This is a genomic window from Nonomuraea basaltis (genome assembly GCF_005893125.1).
Lineage (GTDB): Bacteria > Actinomycetota > Actinomycetes > Streptosporangiales > Streptosporangiaceae > Nonomuraea > Nonomuraea basaltis.
This window is the reverse complement of sequence record NZ_VCJS01000025.1, coordinates 49,009-66,330: the sequence shown is the minus strand read 5'-3', so window position 1 is coordinate 66,330 and position 17,322 is coordinate 49,009. Positions and strand designations below refer to the sequence as shown.

At 71.0% G+C, this 17,322-nt stretch carries 17 protein-coding genes; 8 read left to right on the top strand and 9 right to left on the bottom strand.

Going from position 1 to position 17,322, the window contains the following annotated elements:
* Positions 1-106 precede the first annotated feature (106 nt).
* On the top strand, positions 107-1,093 hold the full coding sequence (galE, locus tag EJK15_RS14795; RefSeq protein WP_138710986.1) for a UDP-glucose 4-epimerase GalE: 987 nt from the start codon (positions 107-109) through the stop codon (positions 1,091-1,093).
* 84 nt (positions 1,094-1,177) lie between these two features.
* Here the strand turns inward: galE and EJK15_RS14790 are convergent, their stop codons facing one another.
* Complete coding sequence (locus EJK15_RS14790) at positions 1,178-1,984, bottom strand: hypothetical protein (protein WP_138710985.1); 807 nt, start codon at positions 1,982-1,984, stop codon at positions 1,178-1,180.
* 362 nt (positions 1,985-2,346) lie between these two features.
* Here EJK15_RS14790 and sucC point away from each other — a divergent pair, with 362 nt between their 5' ends.
* The 3 genes from sucC (at position 2,347) to EJK15_RS14775 (ending at position 6,174) form a co-directional block, all read left to right on the top strand.
* Positions 2,347-3,528 (top strand): ADP-forming succinate--CoA ligase subunit beta, encoded by a 1,182-nt coding sequence (sucC, locus tag EJK15_RS14785; protein WP_138710984.1) that lies wholly within the window; start codon positions 2,347-2,349, stop codon positions 3,526-3,528.
* A gap of 3 nt (positions 3,529-3,531) precedes the next feature.
* Entirely contained in the window at positions 3,532-4,407 is an 876-nt protein-coding gene (gene sucD / locus EJK15_RS14780) for a succinate--CoA ligase subunit alpha (protein ID WP_138710983.1), read from the top strand.
* A gap of 150 nt (positions 4,408-4,557) precedes the next feature.
* Positions 4,558-6,174, top strand: a complete 1,617-nt coding sequence (locus tag EJK15_RS14775; RefSeq protein ID WP_138710982.1) for a cell division protein PerM — start codon at positions 4,558-4,560, stop codon at positions 6,172-6,174.
* A 201-nt stretch (positions 6,175-6,375) separates the two neighbouring features.
* Here EJK15_RS14775 and EJK15_RS14770 read toward each other — a convergent pair whose 3' ends face one another.
* On the bottom strand, positions 6,376-6,795 hold the full coding sequence (locus EJK15_RS14770) for a hypothetical protein (protein ID WP_240776980.1): 420 nt from the start codon (positions 6,793-6,795) through the stop codon (positions 6,376-6,378).
* A 76-nt stretch (positions 6,796-6,871) separates the two neighbouring features.
* Here EJK15_RS14770 and purN point away from each other — a divergent pair, with 76 nt between their 5' ends.
* From purN to EJK15_RS14755, 3 genes are all read left to right on the top strand, one after another.
* Positions 6,872-7,501, top strand: coding sequence for a phosphoribosylglycinamide formyltransferase (gene purN / locus EJK15_RS14765; protein ID WP_138710981.1), 630 nt, complete (start codon positions 6,872-6,874; stop codon positions 7,499-7,501).
* Positions 7,498-9,036 (top strand): bifunctional phosphoribosylaminoimidazolecarboxamide formyltransferase/IMP cyclohydrolase, encoded by a 1,539-nt coding sequence (purH, locus tag EJK15_RS14760; protein ID WP_138710980.1) that lies wholly within the window; start codon positions 7,498-7,500, stop codon positions 9,034-9,036. Before purN ends, purH begins: the two co-directional genes overlap by 4 nt.
* 120 nt (positions 9,037-9,156) lie before the next feature.
* Positions 9,157-9,336 carry a hypothetical protein gene (locus EJK15_RS14755; protein ID WP_138710979.1) on the top strand — a complete coding sequence of 60 codons (180 nt, stop codon included), beginning with the start codon at positions 9,157-9,159 and terminating at the stop codon, positions 9,334-9,336.
* 138 nt (positions 9,337-9,474) lie between these two features.
* On the opposite strand, the gene EJK15_RS14750 is transcribed toward EJK15_RS14755, so the two are convergent.
* Positions 9,475-10,503, bottom strand: coding sequence for an ROK family protein (locus tag EJK15_RS14750; protein ID WP_138710978.1), 1,029 nt, complete (start codon positions 10,501-10,503; stop codon positions 9,475-9,477).
* Entirely contained in the window at positions 10,500-10,685 is a 186-nt protein-coding gene (locus EJK15_RS70545; protein WP_206060849.1) for a hypothetical protein, read from the bottom strand. The genes EJK15_RS14750 and EJK15_RS70545 overlap by 4 nt, the downstream gene beginning before the upstream one ends.
* Positions 10,686-10,923: 238 nt before the next feature.
* On the opposite strand from EJK15_RS70545, the gene EJK15_RS14745 reads away from it, so the two are divergent.
* Positions 10,924-11,781, top strand: a complete 858-nt coding sequence (locus EJK15_RS14745; protein ID WP_138710977.1) for a bifunctional methylenetetrahydrofolate dehydrogenase/methenyltetrahydrofolate cyclohydrolase — start codon at positions 10,924-10,926, stop codon at positions 11,779-11,781.
* Between the two features lie 154 nt (positions 11,782-11,935).
* On the opposite strand, the gene EJK15_RS14740 is transcribed toward EJK15_RS14745, so the two are convergent.
* Genes EJK15_RS14740 through EJK15_RS14720 form a run of 5 tightly spaced genes read right to left on the bottom strand, consistent with a single transcriptional unit; the run spans position 11,936 to position 17,318 of the window.
* A complete protein-coding gene (locus EJK15_RS14740) occupies positions 11,936-13,396 on the bottom strand; it encodes a benzaldehyde dehydrogenase (RefSeq protein ID WP_138710976.1) in 1,461 nt (486 codons plus the stop codon).
* Between the two features lie 11 nt (positions 13,397-13,407).
* Positions 13,408-15,042 carry a thiamine pyrophosphate-dependent enzyme gene (locus tag EJK15_RS14735; protein WP_138710975.1) on the bottom strand — a complete coding sequence of 545 codons (1,635 nt, stop codon included), beginning with the start codon at positions 15,040-15,042 and terminating at the stop codon, positions 13,408-13,410.
* On the bottom strand, positions 15,039-15,809 hold the full coding sequence (locus tag EJK15_RS14730; RefSeq protein WP_138710974.1) for an ABC transporter ATP-binding protein: 771 nt from the start codon (positions 15,807-15,809) through the stop codon (positions 15,039-15,041). The genes EJK15_RS14735 and EJK15_RS14730 overlap by 4 nt, the downstream gene beginning before the upstream one ends.
* Positions 15,802-16,551, bottom strand: a complete 750-nt coding sequence (locus tag EJK15_RS14725; RefSeq protein ID WP_138710973.1) for an ABC transporter permease — start codon at positions 16,549-16,551, stop codon at positions 15,802-15,804. The genes EJK15_RS14730 and EJK15_RS14725 overlap by 8 nt, the downstream gene beginning before the upstream one ends.
* Complete coding sequence (locus EJK15_RS14720) at positions 16,548-17,318, bottom strand: ABC transporter permease (protein ID WP_138710972.1); 771 nt, start codon at positions 17,316-17,318, stop codon at positions 16,548-16,550. The genes EJK15_RS14725 and EJK15_RS14720 overlap by 4 nt, the downstream gene beginning before the upstream one ends.
* Positions 17,319-17,322: the final 4 nt, after the last annotated feature.

Below are 17,322 nucleotides of genomic sequence, written 5' to 3'. Positions count from 1 at the left end.
TTGTGGCGCCTCAGCCCTCTCATGCGGCGGAGCGGCACGGGACGGGGCTCCAGGCATTTACGGCACCGCAGGGAGTCATGCCCCCGGGCAGAAGTAGGGTGCTGGGATGCGTGTTTTGATTACCGGTGGGGCGGGCTATATCGGCAGCACGGTCGCGTCGGCGTGCTTGGATGCCGGGATCGCGCCCGTGATTCTCGACAGTCTTGTGACCGGGCGGCGGGAGTTCGCCGAGGGGCGGGTGTTCTATGAGGGGGATATCAGCGACGGAACGCTGATTGACAAGATATTCGCCGAAAATCCGGGTATCGAGGCAGTGATCCACTGCGCGGCCCTCATCGTGGTCCCGGACTCCGTGGCCGACCCGATCGGCTACTACCGCGCGAACGTCGCCAAAAGCCTCGAGTTCGTCGACCATCTGATCCGCAACGGCTGCACCCGGATGATCTTCAGCTCCTCCGCCTCGATCTACCGCACGGGGGAGGACCACACGGTGGACGAGGACTCCCCGCTCGACCCGATGAGCCCGTACGCCCGCACGAAGGCGGTGTGCGAGGCCATGTTCGCCGACATCGCCGCCACGCGCCCGATCAAGATCCTTTCCCTGCGTTACTTCAACCCGATCGGCGCCGACCCGAAGATGCGCACCGGCCTGCAGCTGCGGCGTCCCAGCCACGCCCTGGGCAAGATGATCGAGGCGTACGAAGACCGCGTGCCCTTCCAGATCACCGGCACCGACTACCCGACCAGCGACGGCACCGGGATCCGCGACTACGTCCACGTCTGGGACCTGGCCGCCGCGCACGTGGCGGCGCTGCAGCGGTTCGACGAGCTGACGGTGAACGTGATCAATCTGGGCACCGGCGCAGGCACCACCGTCCGCGAGCTGGTGGAGGCGTTCAACCGGGTCGTCGGCCGCCCGATCGAGGTGGTCGAGGCCGCCGCCCGCCCCGGCGACGTGGCCGGCGCCTACACCCGCAGCGACCTGGCCCGCCGCCTGCTCGACTGGCAGGCCGGCTACTCCGTCGAGGAGGGAATCGGGCACTCGCTCGAATGGGCGCGCCTGCGGGAGTCGCGGCTCGGCCAGAGCACCTGAGACTGGACCGGCGCGGCGTCCCAGCACGCGGTCCCAAACAGCCGCACCTCTCCCGCCAGGCGGCGGGAGAGGGCTGAGCGATCTCTAGCGCGCGAACTTGCCGAGGTCGCCCTGCAGGATCCCGCCCTCCGGGATCTCCTCGGGCACCTCGCTGTCCTCGCCGAGGTCCTTGACGTCGACCCACACGTCCTTCGCCGGCGCCTTGATCGTGATCTTGGAGCCCCAGCCGGTGTATCGGGTGTCCGTCATGCCCGTCGTCTTGCCGAGCACGCCGAAGTCCAGGCTCCAGCCGGTCACGAGCCGGGTGACCAGGCCCTTGGAGTTGACGCCCAGGGCATAGGTGAGCTTGATCTTGCCGAGGGTGCCCTTGATGTTCTCGCCGTAGAGCTTGCCAAGTTCCTTGTACGTAAGGGCGCCCTTGTACGTGCCGCCCTTGAAGCTCTTGGCCTTGGAGACCAGAGCCTTAAGGACCTTCGGCTCGAAGATATCGATGGGCTGGTTCATGGTGGTGCCGGTCGCGCCACCCGAGTACCGCACCCACTTCTTGCCCTCCGGCAGCTCCTTGTCGTAAAGGCTGCCCTGCACGTAGGTGTAGCCGCCCACGCTGATCATCCGCTCCGGAGTGAGAGCCGAGCCGCCCTTCACCTTGGAGGACAGGTCGGCGGCCACCACGCCCGACTTGCCGAAGGCCAGCGCGCCTGTGGTCTTCGCGCTGGTCGCGGTGTCGCCGCCGACCTTGATCCGGGTCGTCTCGGAGATCCGCACCCCGTGCCCGGCCACGTACTGCTTCTTCAGCGCCTTCACCGGGTCCATCGGCGCGGCCTGGGCAGGTGCGGCGGTCACGAGCGTGGCGGCGCATGCCATTGCCAGGCCCGCGAGAATTCTCTTCATGCGTTTCCTTTGAATCGGAAATTGAGGGGAGCAGGAATCTTGCCAATCAAAGATCACGACCATATATCGGGGGCTGGGCGTTACGTCGCCGAATCAGTGCATTTTTGGTGCAGATCCCCCTCCGGACCCTGGCGGCAGAAGTGAGATGACCGTCACATAGTGGAAGAACCGTGACCCGATGACCTGGGCAGGTCAAGCTTCGGGCTAGGCTTCACTGGCGGAAACGCCCGGCACGCACCCCTGAGCGTAGGAGCTCGCCGTGAGAGAGCGAGGAACGAGCCAACGAGCGGCGAGCGGACGCGACCGTAAGCGCAGTTGCCCGGGCCGTCGAACATCAGTCGGATAAGCAAGGACGGACCCTCGTGGACCTGTTCGAACATCAGGCGAAGGAACTCTTCGCTGACTACGGCATCCCGGTGCCGCGCGGCATCGTCGCCCACACTGTGGAGGAGGTGCGCGCGGCCGCTGAGCAGTTGACCGGCCGCGTTGTCGTCAAGGCACAGGTCAAGACCGGTGGCCGCGGCAAGGCCGGAGGCGTGAAGGTGGCCGACGACGCCGCCGACGCCATTGAGAAGGCCACCGCCATCCTGGGCATGGACATCAAGGGCCACACGGTCCACAAGGTGCTGGTGGAGGAGGCCAGCGCGATCGCGGAGGAGTACTACTTCTCATTCCTGCTCGACCGCGCGAACCGCACGTTCCTCGCGATCTGCTCCGCCGCCGGCGGCATGGACATCGAAGAGGTCGCCCACAGCGCGCCCGAGAAGGTCGCCAAGGTGCCGGTCTCGGCGCTGGACGGCATCGACCGGGCCAAGGCCCGCGAGATCGCGGCGGCCGGCCTCCTGCCGGAGAAGGCGCTCGACGGCGCCGCCGAGCTCATCGAGAAGCTCTGGTGCTGCTTCGTGGACGAGGACGCCACGCTCGTCGAGGTCAACCCCATGATCCTCGCGGCCGACGGCCAGGTGAAGGCGCTCGACGGCAAGGTCACGCTCGACGACAACGCCACCTTCCGCCAGCACGACCACGCGGCGCTGGCCGACAAGGCCGCCGAGGACCCCCTCGAGGCCAAGGCCAAGGAGAAGGACCTCAACTACGTCAAGCTCGACGGCAACGTCGGCATCATCGGCAACGGCGCGGGTCTGGTCATGTCCACCCTCGACGTCGTGGCCTACGCCGGCGAGGCGTTCCCCGGCAAGCCGTCTCCCGCCAACTTCCTCGACATCGGCGGCGGCGCCTCGGCCGAGGTCATGGCCGCGGGCCTGGAGATCATCCTCTCCGACCCCGACGTGAAGTCGATCTTCGTGAACGTCTTCGGCGGCATCACCGCCTGCGACGCCGTGGCCAACGGCATCGTCTCGGCGTTCAAGCTGCTCGAGAGCCGCGGCGAGGCCGTGACCCACCCGCTGGTGGTCCGCCTCGACGGCAACAACGCCCTGCTCGGGCGGCAGATCCTGGCCGATGCCGCGCTCCCGCGCGTCGAGCTGGTAGACACGATGGACGATGCGGCCAAGCGGGCCGCCGAGCTCGCTGCGGTAGGTGCGTAACTCATGGCCATCTGGTTGACGGAAAACAGCAAGATCATTGTCCAGGGCATGACCGGCGGTGAGGGCACCAAGCACACCCGCCGCATGCTCGCCTCCGGCGCCCGCGTCGTCGGCGGCGTCAACGCCCGCAAGGCCGGCACCACGCACGAGGGCCTGCCCGTGTTCGGCACGGTCAAGGAGGCCATGGAGCAGACCGGCGCCGACGTGTCGGTCGTGTTCGTGCCCCCGGCGTTCACCAAGGACGCGGTCAAGGAGGCCATCGACGCCGAGATGCCACTCTGCGTGGTGATCACCGAGGGCGTGCCGGTGCACGACTCGACCGAGTTCTGGGCGTACGCGGTGGCCAAGGGCAACAAGACCCGCATCATCGGCCCCAACTGCCCAGGCATCGCCTCCCCCGGCGCCTCCAACGCGGGCATCATCCCCGCCGACATCACCACCGCCGGCCGCATCGGCCTGGTCTCGAAGTCGGGCACGCTTACCTACCAGCTGATGTACGAGCTGCGCGACTTCGGCTTCTCGACCGCGGTGGGCATCGGGGGCGACCCCGTCATCGGCACCACGCACATCGACGCCCTCCAGGCGTTCCAGGAGGACCCGGGCACCGACGCGATCGTGATGATCGGTGAGATCGGCGGCGACGCCGAGGAGCGGGCCGCCGCCTACATCGAGCAGTACGTCACCAAGCCGGTGGTCGCCTACGTGGCCGGGTTCACCGCGCCCGAGGGCAAGACCATGGGTCACGCCGGCGCGATCGTGTCCGGCTCGGCCGGCACCGCGCAGGCGAAGAAGGAGGCCCTGGAGAAGGTCGGCGTCCGCGTCGGCAAGACCCCCTCCGAGACCGCCCGCCTGATGCGCGAGATCATGCAGGCGCGCTAGTCGCTCTCGCAAAGCCCCGCGCGGCACGCGCCGCGCGGGGCTTTGCGTGCCGTGGGTGGGGCAACCTCGTCGCAGCGTAAAGGATGAAAAAGTAATCCCCCCGGCGCGTCAACCAAGGGTTGGTTGGGAAAGGTTGAGAAAATCACCACTGTGACGGCGATTCTCGACCAGCTTCGCACCCGGTTGGTGCTCGACAAGCTCCCCGGGGCGGACGACGAGGCGAGGCGGCCGCTGCCCGTGTCGGGAATGCTCGCCGCCGCCTGCACGCTGGGCGTCGGCCTGGCGGCGCTCACCACGCTCACGCTGGTCGGCTGGATCGCCGCTCCGAGCGGGACGCTGGGTGCGGGGCTGCCGGGTGTGTTCCGTACGGCGGCGCAGCTCTGGCTGGCCGCGCACCACGCCGGCTTCGCGATCCCGGACGGCCGGGTCGGGCTGCTGCCGATCGGGCTGATCATCTTGCCCGCCGTGCTGCTCTACCGGGCCGGACGATGGATGGCGCGCGACGCCGACCTGCGGCTCCGGCTGCCCGCGCGGCTGCCCAAGAACAGCCCGCGCGAGCAGGCCCAGGCTCGCCGCCGGGCGCAGCTCTCCCTGGTGGTCCAGGCGGGGGTGTCGCTGGCGGCCCCGTACTCGCTGCTGGCCGGGCTGATCGCGCTCGTCGCGAGCAACGAGATCACGCAGCCGTTCATCGGCGAGGCGCTGTTCAGCCACTTCGTGCTGGCGTTCCTGGCCGGGGCGCTGGCCACCGCGCGGATGATCGGGCCCTGGCGGGTGATGCTCCGGCTGCTGCCCGAGCGGGTGCGCGCCCTCACGGTCGGCACGGCGGTCGCCACCGCGGTGCTGCTGGTGGCCGGGCTGGCCCTGGTGCTGGTCGCCGTCGTGATCAACTTCGACCAGGTCAAGGAGCTGTCCAGCGTCCTGTCGCCCGGGTTCGTGGGCGGGGTGCTGCTGGCGCTGCTCCAGCTCCTCTACCTTCTGAACGTCGTCATCTGGGCCTTCTCCTACATCGCCGGCCCCGGGTTCGCCATCGGCGCCGACACCCTGGTCGCGCCCACAGGGGTGCAGCTCGGCACGGTGCCGAGCCTGCCGCTGCTCGGCGCGCTGCCCGAGAGCGGGCCGGTGCCGGCGTGGATGATGGCGGTCATCGCGCTGCCGTTCGCGGCGGGGGCCGTGGCGGGGGTGATAGTGGCCAGGATCTCGCCGTCGCCGTCCTACGAGGCCGCGCCGCTCTGGGGGTTCCTCACCGGGGTCGCCACCGGCGTCGTGGCGGGGGCGCTGGCGGCGCTGTCCGGCGGGCCCATCGGCGGCGGGCGGCTGGCGGCGGTTGGCCCCTCGCCCTGGGAGGTGGCGTTGTCGGTCGCGCTCGAGGTCGGCGTGGCCGCGGGCATCTCCGCGGGCGTGGCCAACCTGCTGCTGCTCAACAAGCGGGCCCGCGCGCCGCTCGACAAGGCGGCCGCCCCGGTGCGCAAGGCCGGGGCCGCGCTCGCCAAGGCGGCGAGCAAGGTGGGCCTGGCCGAGTCGGATCCGCGCCCGCTGCCCGGCCACTGGATGGACGCCACCGAGGCCGACACCCAGGAGATCCCGGTCATCAGGGACGACTGGCAGGACGAGCACGCCTCGGCGGAGGCCGAGACGCTGGCCCAGTCCCGCCCGCGCCCGCCCGAACCGGGGCCGGCGCGCCCGCCGCGCAAGGACATCGTGGATGAGTCGGACGACCGCGGCGGCCACGTCATCTACGTCGACCCTTACGCCTGGGACCGCGACTAGACGCGTCAGGGCCTGGTGCGGCGCGTACCCGATGAGGGTCTTCGCCGCGGCGCAGAAACGGCGACCTGCCGCGCAGGGACAACGGCTCGGGCCCGATGACGCGGTGTGCGCCGCGCCCGGGCGTCGAACGTGTCTCTACCGGTTGGCGGCGCCACTACCGACAGACCATCGCGGTGCGGCGCGGCCTTGACGCGCCGTCGTTCAGGGCTGCATCGCGCGGAGCAGTTCGAGTACGTCGGGCGGGAGCTTGCGCTCGGCCGTCTCCCTGAACTGGATGAAGCACTCGCCCTGCGAGGAAACCGTGCCGGCGCCCTTCATGCACTCCTGGTAGGCCGAATATTCGTCCATCAGGTACAGCTGCATTCCCGTCGCCAGGGCCGACATCGCCAGCGCGATCGAGGAGATGGCGATGCCGCCCACGGCGATCCCCGTGGGCTTGCCCGCGCCTTTCAGCAGCGGGAGCGCCCGGATTCCGGCCATGAGCGCGAACAGCGCCATGACCAGGCCGGCAAGCGGCAACATGAACGTCATTGCCAGCGCTGCGATGGACAACCAGATCGCTCGGCGGCCCGCCGAATCGGCGGGCTGCTGGCCTGCCGGTGCCTGCACCGGTGTCGACACCTGACCTCCTCTGCGTCGCCGGGCAAGGAACAGATACCCTGGCAGCCCCACCCTGTTTCCTCTTTGGAGAGTGTGCGTGTCTAAGGCTGGGCGGCTCGTCGTCCTCGTCTCCGGCTCTGGAACCAACCTACAGGCCCTGCTGGACGCTTCTGCCGACCCGTCGTACGGTGCTCGCGTCGTCGCGGTTGGGGCCGACAGGGATGGGATCGAAGGGCTGGCGAGGGCGGCGAAGGCAAATGTCCCGACTTTTGTCGAAAAATTGGGCGACTATGCAACAAGGGCGGATTGGGATGCGGCGATCGCGGCCAGAATCGCATCGTACGAGCCCGACCTCGTGGTGTCCGCAGGCTTCATGAAGATTCTGGGCCCGCCGACGCTCGACGCCTTCCCGGTGCTCAACACCCATCCGGCGCTGCTGCCGTCGTTCCCCGGCGCGCACGGCGTGCGCGACGCGATGGCCCATGGGGTCAAGGTGACCGGCTGTACGGTGATGCTGGCCGATGAGGGGGTCGACACGGGGCCGATCGTCGCCCAGGAAGCGGTGCCCGTGCTCCCTGATGACGACGAGGCGGTCCTGCACGAGCGCATCAAGACCGTCGAGCGCCGCCTGCTCGTCGACATCGTCGGCCGGATGGCCCGGGAGGGCTGGACGGTCAGCGGACGTATCGTCCGAATCGGCAACCAACCAGGAGGGGAATCCACGTGACTCGCATCGCCATCCGGCGCGCACTGATCGCTGTTTACGACAAGTCCGGGCTCGAGGAACTGGCCAGGGCCCTCGACAGCGCCGGGGTGGAGATCGTCTCGACCGGTGGCACGGCCGCCGCGATCTCGTCCTTCGGGATCCCGGTGATGAAGGTCGAGCAGCTGACCGGGTTCCCCGAGTGCCTCGACGGGCGGGTCAAGACGCTGCACCCGCGCGTGCACGCCGGGCTGCTGGCCGACGTCACCAAGCCGCACCACGTGACCCAGCTGGAGGAGCTGGAGATCGACCCGTTCCAGCTGGTCGTGGTGAACCTCTACCCGTTCCAGCAGACGGTGGCCTCCGGCGCGTCCGACGAGGAATGCGTCGAGCAGATCGACATCGGCGGGCCGGCCATGATCCGGGGCGCCGCGAAGAACCACAACACCTGCGCCGTCGTGGTCGACCCCGGCTTCTACGGCGACGTGCTCACGGCGCTGACCGAGGGCGGCTTCACGCTGACTGAGCGGCGGCGGCTCGCGGGCATCGCATACGCCCACACGGCCTCGTACGACGTCGCCGTGGCGAACTGGTTCGCGGGGACGTACGAGGAGGAGGAGCTGCCGGCCTTCACGGGGGCCGCGTACGAGCGCAAGGCCACGCTCCGCTACGGCGAGAACCCGCACCAGCGCGCCGCGCTCTACACGGGCGGCACCGGCGGCCTCGCCAACGCCGAGCAACTGCACGGCAAGGAGATGTCCTACAACAACTACCTCGACGCCGACGCCGCCTGGCGGGCCGCCTGGGACTTCTCCGAGCCCTGCGTGGCCATCATCAAGCACCAGAACCCGTGCGGCATCGCGATCGGCTCCGACGTGGCCGACGCGCACCGCAAGGCGCACGCCTGCGACCCGGTGTCGGCGTACGGCGGCGTGATCGCCGTCAACGGCGCGGTCACGGTGGAGCTGGCCAGGCAGATCTTCGACGTGTTCACCGAGGTGGTCATCGCGCCATCCTTCGACGCCGAGGCGCTGGAGGTGCTGCGCGCGAAGAAGAGCCTGCGCCTGCTGGTGTGCCCGGAGGGGCCGGCGCAGCCGACGGAGTTCCGCAAGATCGACGGCGGCCTTCTCGTACAGACCGTCGACCGGGTGGACGCGCCCGGCGACGCGGCCTCGCACTGGGAGCTCAAGACCGGCGAGCCCGCCTCGCCCGAGGTGCTGGCCGACCTGGAGTTCGCCTGGCGCGCCTGCCGCTCGGTGAAGTCCAACGCCATCCTGCTCGCCAGTGACGGGGCGACCGTGGGTGTGGGCATGGGGCAGGTCAACCGGGTCGACTCCTGCCGCCTGGCGCTCACCAGGGCAGGGGAACGCGCGCCCGGCTCGGTCGCCGCCTCGGACGCCTACTTCCCGTTCCCCGACGGGCTGGAGGTGCTGGTCGAGGCGGGTGTGAAGGCGATCGTCGAGCCGGGCGGCTCCATCCGGGACAACCTGGTCGTGGAGGCCGCTGAGAAGGCCGGCATCACCCTGTACTTCACCGGCACCCGCCACTTCTTCCACTGATCGTCCACTAAAGGGCGACATGGCCGATCATGTCGCCCTTTGGCCGTTTTGGGAGCGAGCACTGGCCATCTGCGGTTAGCCTGATTGCCTCCGCGCCCGCCCAGTCCCCCGGAGTTCCCCTTGCTCGACATGATCCTGCAGGTCTTCGTCACCCTGAACGGCATCGCCACCAGCCCCTTCGTCCTCCTGGTGCTCGCCTTCATCGGCGCCTATCTGGGCAGTCGTGTCGTCGAGATCATCCCGTTCACCCGCCGGATCATCGAGCGCCGCGAGGCCCAGGCGGCCGCCGAACGCGACTGACCTGCCGGGACCTGGCCGGACTCCGTTCGGACGCTGGCCGGGCGGTGTTGGGACGCAGGGCAGGGACCGCGCTCGGATGCCGACCGGGCGGAGCCGGACTCCGGCCGGACGGTGGTCTGGATCGCCCGGCCGGTCGGTTCAACTCGTCGGCCGGAGTGTCTGCCAGGCCAGGTTGGCTGCTCCGGCCAGAGACGCGCGCACGCCGAGGGTGCTCTGCTTCACCTGGACCGCACGCACGAAGGCCAGCCCCGCCACGTCGTCCAGGGCCCGCTCCAAGGGCTCGAACAAGACCTTGCCCGCAGCCGACACGCCGCCTCCGACGACCACGGTGGTGACTTCGGCCGCGGCCGCCGTAGACGCGATCATGCCGGCCAGCGCCCTGGCCCCTCGCTCGAAGGCCGCGAGCGCAACCGGATCGCCTGCGGCCGCGTCCTGCGCGAGCACCCGCGCGTCCGCCTTCGCTCCTTCCAGGCCAGAGGTCTCCTCAATGGTGCTCACGGGAGCGCCGGTCCGTTGGGAGAGCCCGGCGGCCCGGGCAGGGGCATCACCGGGCTGCTGGGATCGCTGCTCGTTGCGGATGGCGGCGGGGGACCAGCCGTTCTCCACGGCCCACCGGGCGAGGTTGGGGCCGCTGGAGTAGCGCTCCACGCACCCACGGCCGCCGCATTCGCAGCGTTCCCCGTACGGGTCGATGCTCATGTGCCCGACATGTCCGGCGTTGCCGGTCGGGCCCAGGATCGGAGCGCCGTCAATCACCAGGCCGCCGCCGATTCCCGTGGACACGACTATCCCGAGCAGCGACGTACTGCCGCGCCCCGCGCCCAGCCAGTGCTCGCCCAGCGCGAAACACTGCGCGTCGCCCGCCAGCACGGAGGGCAGCCCCGTCAGCTTCCGGACCTCCTCACGCAGGGGGAAGCCGCGCCAGCTCGGCATGTTGACCGGGCTCACGGTGCCGGTGGCGAGGTCCAGCGGGCCGGCGCAGCCGATCCCGGCGGCCACCGGTGGCGGGCCGCCCTCGGTGACCTCCGCGATGAGGGCCGCCAGCGCGGACATGACGTCCGCACGCGGCGTGGGCCGGGTAGCGGAGCGCAACACGGAACCTTCCTCGTCCACCAGTGCGGCGGCGATCTTGGTCCCACCGATGTCGATGGCAAGTACGCAGGTCATCGGGCCTTCTTCGGGGATGCTCCGGCCTTCAGGCCAGACAGGAAACGAACTCCGCCGTGGCGGGACGGGGAAGGACGGGTGACGCGCAGCACCTGGTGCGGCTCGTCTCGGGGGCCCACGAACAGGTCGGTCGACTCGGCGGACAGCAGGCGGGAAAGCAAGGGGACCTCCGTGAACAGCATGTTGCCGGCGCCCGTAACACTAAGCCCTTCCAAGATCAATGACAACGATGTCAGCGATCGTCTGTGGATAACTCGGGCTTGCTGCCTGCGTTCTGTGGATAACTCGTGAGCCCTGCTCGCATAAGGCGGCCCCGCCGACCCTCAAGTGACCGCCAGTCAGTGGTGACCGTCCTTCGGAGGAGAGGGGAGGGGAGGTGGGTGTGCGAGGGGTGGGAGGAGGCATGGAAGGATTGCCGGCATGAGCGCAGTGAAACTCGATGGCAAGGCGACCGCCGCCAAGATCAAGGCAGACCTCACGATCCGAGTGGCCGCGCTCAAGGAACGCGGCATCACTCCCGGCCTGGGCACCGTGCTCGTGGGCGACGACCCGGGCAGCCAGATCTACGTGGCCGGCAAGCACCGCGACTGCGCCGAGGTGGGCATCGCCTCCATTCGCGTCGACCTGCCGGCCACCGCCACGCAGGCCGAGGTCGAGGCGGCCATCGACGAGCTCAATGCTTCCCCCGAGTGCACCGGCTACATCGTCCAGCTCCCCCTGCCCAAGCACCTGGACACGATGGCGCTGCTCGAGAGCATGGACCCGGCCAAGGACGCCGACGGCCTCCACCCGGTGAACCTCGGCCGCCTCGTCCACATGGTCGACGCGCCGCTCCCGTGCACCCCGCACGGCATCGTGCTGCTCCTGCAGGAGTACGGCGTCCCGATCAAGGGCGCGGAGGTGGCCGTGGTCGGCCGCGGCATCACGGTGGGCCGCTCGCTGGGCCTCCTGCTGACCCGCCGCAGCGAGAACGCCACCGTGACCCTCTGCCACACCGGCACCCACGACCTGGCCGCGCACGTGCGCAGGGCGGACATCGTGGTGGCGGCGGCCGGGGTGCCCGGCCTCATCAGGCGCGACATGGTCAAGCCGGGTGCGGCCGTGCTCGACGTGGGGGTCTCCCGGGTGGACGGCAAGATCGCCGGTGACGTGGCGCTGGACGTGGGGGAGGTCGCCGGGTTCCTCACGCCCAACCCGGGCGGTGTCGGGCCCATGACCCGTGCCCTGCTGCTGTCCAACGTGGTGGAGGCCGCCGAACGCCAGGCCCTCGCGCGCTGAGCCGCGCGAGCCGATTCCACGGTTCGGACAACCCGGTGGACCCTGGACGGCCACAGCGGAGATCGTCCGGCCGTCCAGACACCGAGCTCAGCACGCCGGAACACGGCCGACCGGGGTGTGAGACGCCGCGGACGACGGCGCCTCACCCGGGCCGTCAGAACGGGTACGCGGCCACGTCACCCTGCATCGTCACCCACTGCGTCTCGGTGAACGCGTCGATGTTCGCGCCGGTCCCGCCGAACCTCGTCCCGGTCCCCGACGCCCCCCGCCCGCCGAACGGCGCCACGGCCTCGTCGTCCACCGTCTGGTCGTTGATGTGCACGATCCCCGTCGGCACCAGGTCGGCCAGCGCCAGCCCCTTCATGACGTCGCGGGTGATGATGCCCAGCGACAGGCCGTACTCGGAGTCCGCGGCCAGCGCCGCCGCCTGCTCCAGCGAGGAGAACGTCATCACCGGCGCGACAGGCCCGAACACCTCCTCCGCGTACGCGGGAGCGGTGATCGGCACCCCGGCCAGCACGGTCGGCCGGTAGAACAGCCGGTCATAGGTGCCGCCGGCGGCGAGCCTGGCCCCGGCCGACACGCTCTCGGTGACCAGCCGGTGCACCCGGTCGCGCTGCCCGGCGTCGATGAGCGGGCCGAGCGCGACCTGGCCGGTGGCCGGGTCGCCGACCGGCAGGCCGTCGGCCTTGGCGGCGAGGCGCTCCACGTACTCCTCCGCCACCGCCTCGTGAACGAGGTGCCGGCCCGACGTCATGCAGATCTGCCCCTGGTGGAAGAACGACGCCCACGCGCCCGCCGACACGGCCGGCTCGAGGTCGGCGTCGTCGAGGACGACCAGCGCCGAGTTGCCGCCCAGCTCCAGGTGCACCCGCTTGAGCAGGCGCGCCCCCGCCTCCCCGACCTTGCGTCCGGCCGCCGTGGAACCGGTGAAGGAGATCACGGGGATGTTCGGGTCGGTCACCAGCGCCTGACCGGCCTCGGGGCCGCCGGGCAGCACGTGCAGCAGGCCACTGGGCAGCCCGGCCTCCTCGAAGACGCGCGCGATCGAGAACCCGCCGCAGACGGCGGTACGCTGATCCGGCTTGAACACGACCGCGTTCCCGAGCGCGAGCGCCGGAGCCACCGACCTGATGCCGAGGATCAGCGGGAAGTTGAACGGCGCGATCACCCCGACCACGCCCGCCGGCACCCGCCGCGCGAAGCTGAGCCGCTTGCGCGCCGTCGGCAGCACCTCGCCGAGCGGCTGCGAGGCCAGCGCCGCCGCCTCATAGCACTCCTGCGCCGCCACGTGCGTCTCGAACCCGGCCTTGCCCGGCACGCCGCCGGACTCGCGGACGACCCAGTCCTGGATCTCCTGCGCGTGCTCCTCGAAGAGCTGCCCGGCGCGGCGCAGCACGGCCGCCCGCTCCTCGTACGGAGTGGCCGCCCAGGCCCGCTGCTCCTGCCGGGCGCGTACGGCGGCCGCGGCCACGTCGTCGGCGCCGGCCGTGCCCGCGCGGCCGAGCTCGTTGCCCGTCGCCGGCTCGATGACCGGCGCGTCCCCGGCGCGCGACGCCGTCCAGCCGCCGTCGAAGATCGAACCGGTCCAGATCTTGGGGTCAAGGAATGTCATGGTGAGCCTCCTCAGGGCTGGAAATCTGGGTCCACGGCGACGGTCACGTCGAGGAGCAGGGGTTCCTCGCGGGCGGAGAGCGCGGGCAGCACCTCATCGAGGACGGCCGTCAGCTCGTCGTACGCCTCCACCCGCCTGGCGGGGCAGCCGAGCGACCTGGCCAGGCCGCCCATGTCCACCTCCGTGAACGGCGGCCACGGGGCCTTGCCTCCCTGCTGGTCGGCCAGCCGGTCCATGACCGCGTAGCGGCCGTTGGCGAGCACGACGAACAGCGCGCCCACCCGGTAGTGCGCGGCGCTCCAGAGCGCGTGCATGCCATAGAGCGCCGCCCCGTCGCCCACGACCGCGACCACGGGGCGGCCGGGCAGCGCCATCCGCAGCCCGACGGCGGCGGGAACGGCGAACCCGAGCCCGCCCATGGCCGCCGACAGGAAGCCCAGCGGGGTCCTGGCCGGGACGAGCCGATGAAGGTCGGGGCGGGAGGACGGCGTCTCCTCGATGAGCACGACGTCGGAGGGCAGTCGCCGGGCCAGCTCCCGCAGCACGTGTGCGGCCCGCAACGGCCGCCCTTCCGGCGGCAGCGGGGGAATGCCAGTGACGCTCGCCCCGACGGCCCGGCCGGTGGCGGCCGGGGTGGCGGGCTGGATGATGGCGGCCGGCGCGTGCTCGGCGGCGGCGGAGAGGAGGGCGGCCAGGCGGGTGCAGACGGCGGACGGTGCCGCCAGGTAGGCCAGCTCGGCCGGGCTGCGATGCGCCTCCGCCGGATCGTCCGTGATCACCGCGACCGCCGTCCCCGGTGCCACGAGCGGCCCCGGCGCGTACGGGTACTGCCGGAAGACCGGAGCCCCCACCGCCAGCACCACGTCGTGCCCCGCCAGCGTCTTCCGCAGCCGCACCCGGTCGGCGGGCAGCACCCCGGCGTACTGCGGATGGTCCTGCGGGAACCCCGCCCGCGCCCCGAACGACTCCTGGAACACCGGGCACCCCAGCCGCTCGGCCAGCGCCACCAGGGACCCCCAGTCCGCGCCCGCACCCGCGACGATCGCCGGCGACCGCGCCCCGGCCAGCAGCGACACCAGCGGCGCGAGGTCGGCGTCGGCCACGGCGACCGGCCGCACGACCTGCACAGGCGCTGCGGAGATCTCCTCGTCGAAAGAAGCACTCCAGTCGTCCATCGGCACCACCACCAGCGCCGGCCCCCGGAAGGTGACCGCCTCGTGGCAGGCCCGGGCCACCGCCCCCGGTACGTCCTGGGCCCGTACCGGCTGGTCGGCCCGCACCGGATAGTCCCCGGCCAGCCCGCCCAGCCGCCCCGCCAGGAACGGCTCCAGCGCCAGGTGCCGCCGGTCCTGCTGGCCGGCCAGGATCACCAGCGGCACCCGGTTGACCCGGGCCGTGGCGATGGCCCCGACGGCGTTCCCGAGCCCGGCGGTCGTGTGCAGCACGGCCAGCGCGGGCGCCTCGTGCCCGATCGCCCACCCCGTGGCCATCCCCACCACGGACCCTTCGTGCAGGGCGAGCACGAAACGCAGGTCGTCGGGCAGCCCGGTCAGCAGGGCGATCTCCGTGGAGCCGGGATTGCAGAAGATCGTGGTCAGCCCGTACCGCCTGAGGACCTCGAAGGTGGCGTCCCTGACCGTCCTCATCGCGCGCCCCTGGCCCGCTGGATCTGCCGGTAGACGTGCCCGCGCAGCTCGCCGAAGCGCGGCAGTGACCGCGTGGTCAGCTGGTCGCGTTCGGGCGGCAGGTCGATCTTCAGGTCCTCCAGGACCGTGGTGGGCGACGAGGACAGTACGATCACCCGCTGCCCCAGGTAGACGGCCTCGTCGATGTCGTGGGTGACGAACAGCGTGGTCACCCCGAGGTCCCGCCACAGCCGCAGGATCAGGTCCTCCAGATCGGCCCTGGTCTGCGCGTCCACGGCCGCGAATGGCTCGTCCATCAGCAGCACCTGAGGCTCGTACGCCACCGCCCTGGCGATGGCCACCCGCTGCTGCATGCCGCCGGACAACTGCCATGGATGGGCCTCGGCGGCGTCGCTCAGCCCGACCGCGTGCAGCGATTCCGCGATCAGCTCGCGGCGCCGTGCGGCCGGCAGGCGCTTCTCCTTCAGCGGTAACTCGACGTTCTGCCGCACGGTCATCCAGGGGAACAGGCTGCGCCCGTACTCCTGGAACACCACGGCCATCCGCGGCGGCGGCCCGGTGACGGGCACGTCCGCCACCCGTGCCTCGCCCCCGGTGACCGGCAGCAGCCCCGCCACGCAACGCAGCAGCGTGGTCTTGCCGCACCCCGACGGCCCCACGACGCACACCAGCTCGCCGGCGCCGACGCCGAAGGTGACCGAGCGGATCGCCTCGACCCGGCGGCCCGGACTCTCGTAGACCTTGTTCAACGAGGAGATCTCAAGCACGGGCGGCTCCACTGCCGTAGTACCAGGACAGCACCCACCGCTCCAGGCGGCGGAAGAGGACCGACAGCCCCAGGCCGAGCAGCCCGAGCAGCAGGATGCCGCTCCACATCTCGGCGATCTGGAACTGTCGCTGGAACAGCACGATCGTGAACCCCAGCCCGCTGGAGCTGGCGAACATCTCGCTGATGACCATGAGGATGATTCCGATGGACAGGGCCTGCCGCAGCCCGGTCATGATCTGCGGGGCGGCGCCGGGGAGCACGAATCGGCGCAGCCTGGAGGCGCCGTGGACGCCGTACATGCGGCAGGTGTCGGCGAGGACCTCGTCGAGCGCCCGCACACCCTCCACGGTGTTCAGCAGGATCGGCCAGAGGCAGCCGGACACGATGACCAGCACCTTCATCGGCGTGTCGATGCCGGCCAGCAGCATGATCAGCGGCACCAGCACGGGCGGCGGGATGGCTCGGAAGAACTCCAGCACCGGCTCCAGCGTGGCCCGCAGCCGCCGCGACAGCCCGATCGGCACGCCGAGGCCGACGCCGAGCAGCCCGGCCACCGCGTACCCGGCCAGGAGCCGCCCGACGCTCGGCAGCACGTCGTCGGCCAGCCGCTCGGAGAACCAGGTCTCGGCGAACGCCTGCCCCACCAGGATCGGGCTCGGCAGGTAGAACGAGCTCCCGCTGATCGCCCACCAGACCAGCACCAGCACGGCGGGCAGGGCCACCAGTCTGACGACTCTCATGCGGCGACCTCCGATCGCACGGCCGGGTGCCAGGCCAGCACTCTGCGCTCCAGCAGCCGCACGGCGGCGTTCACGCCGATGCCGACGAGCCCGGCCAGCACGATCAGCGCGTACACGGTGGGGACGGCCCCGCTGCTCTGCGCCACCTGGATCTCGGCCCCGAGCCCGGGGCTGCCGATCACCAGCTCCGCCGTCACGGCCAGGATGAACGCCACCGCCGCCGCCAGCCTGAGCCCGGTCATGACGTACGGCAGCGCGGTCGGCCACACCAGGTGCCGGACCCGCGACCAGGCCGACAGCCCGTACGACCTGGCGGTGTCGTACGCCACCGCGTCCACGGCCGCGACGCCGTAGAGGACCTGGATGAGCACCTGCCAGAACGACGCGTACACCACGAGCATGAGCGTCGAGCCGAGCGACGGCCCGAACAGCAGCGTGGCCAGCGGCACCAGCGCGACCGACGGGATCGGGCGGAGGAACTCGACAGTGGAGTTCGTCATGGCACGCAGGCCTGGGACGATCCCGATGACCACCCCGGCCACGCTCGCCGCGCAGAACGCCAGCGCCAGCCCCAGCGCCCAGCCGCGCATCGTCTCGCCGAGCGCGATCCACAGCCCCGGCGTGGCCAGCTCCGCGGCGAGCGTGCCGAGGATCCGCGAGGCGGGCGGCAGGAAGCGCTCGTCGACCAGGCCGAGCCGCGGCACCGCCTCCAGCAGCGCCACCAGTCCGCCCAGCCCGGCCAGGCCGTAGCCCAGTCTCGTCAACAAGGCG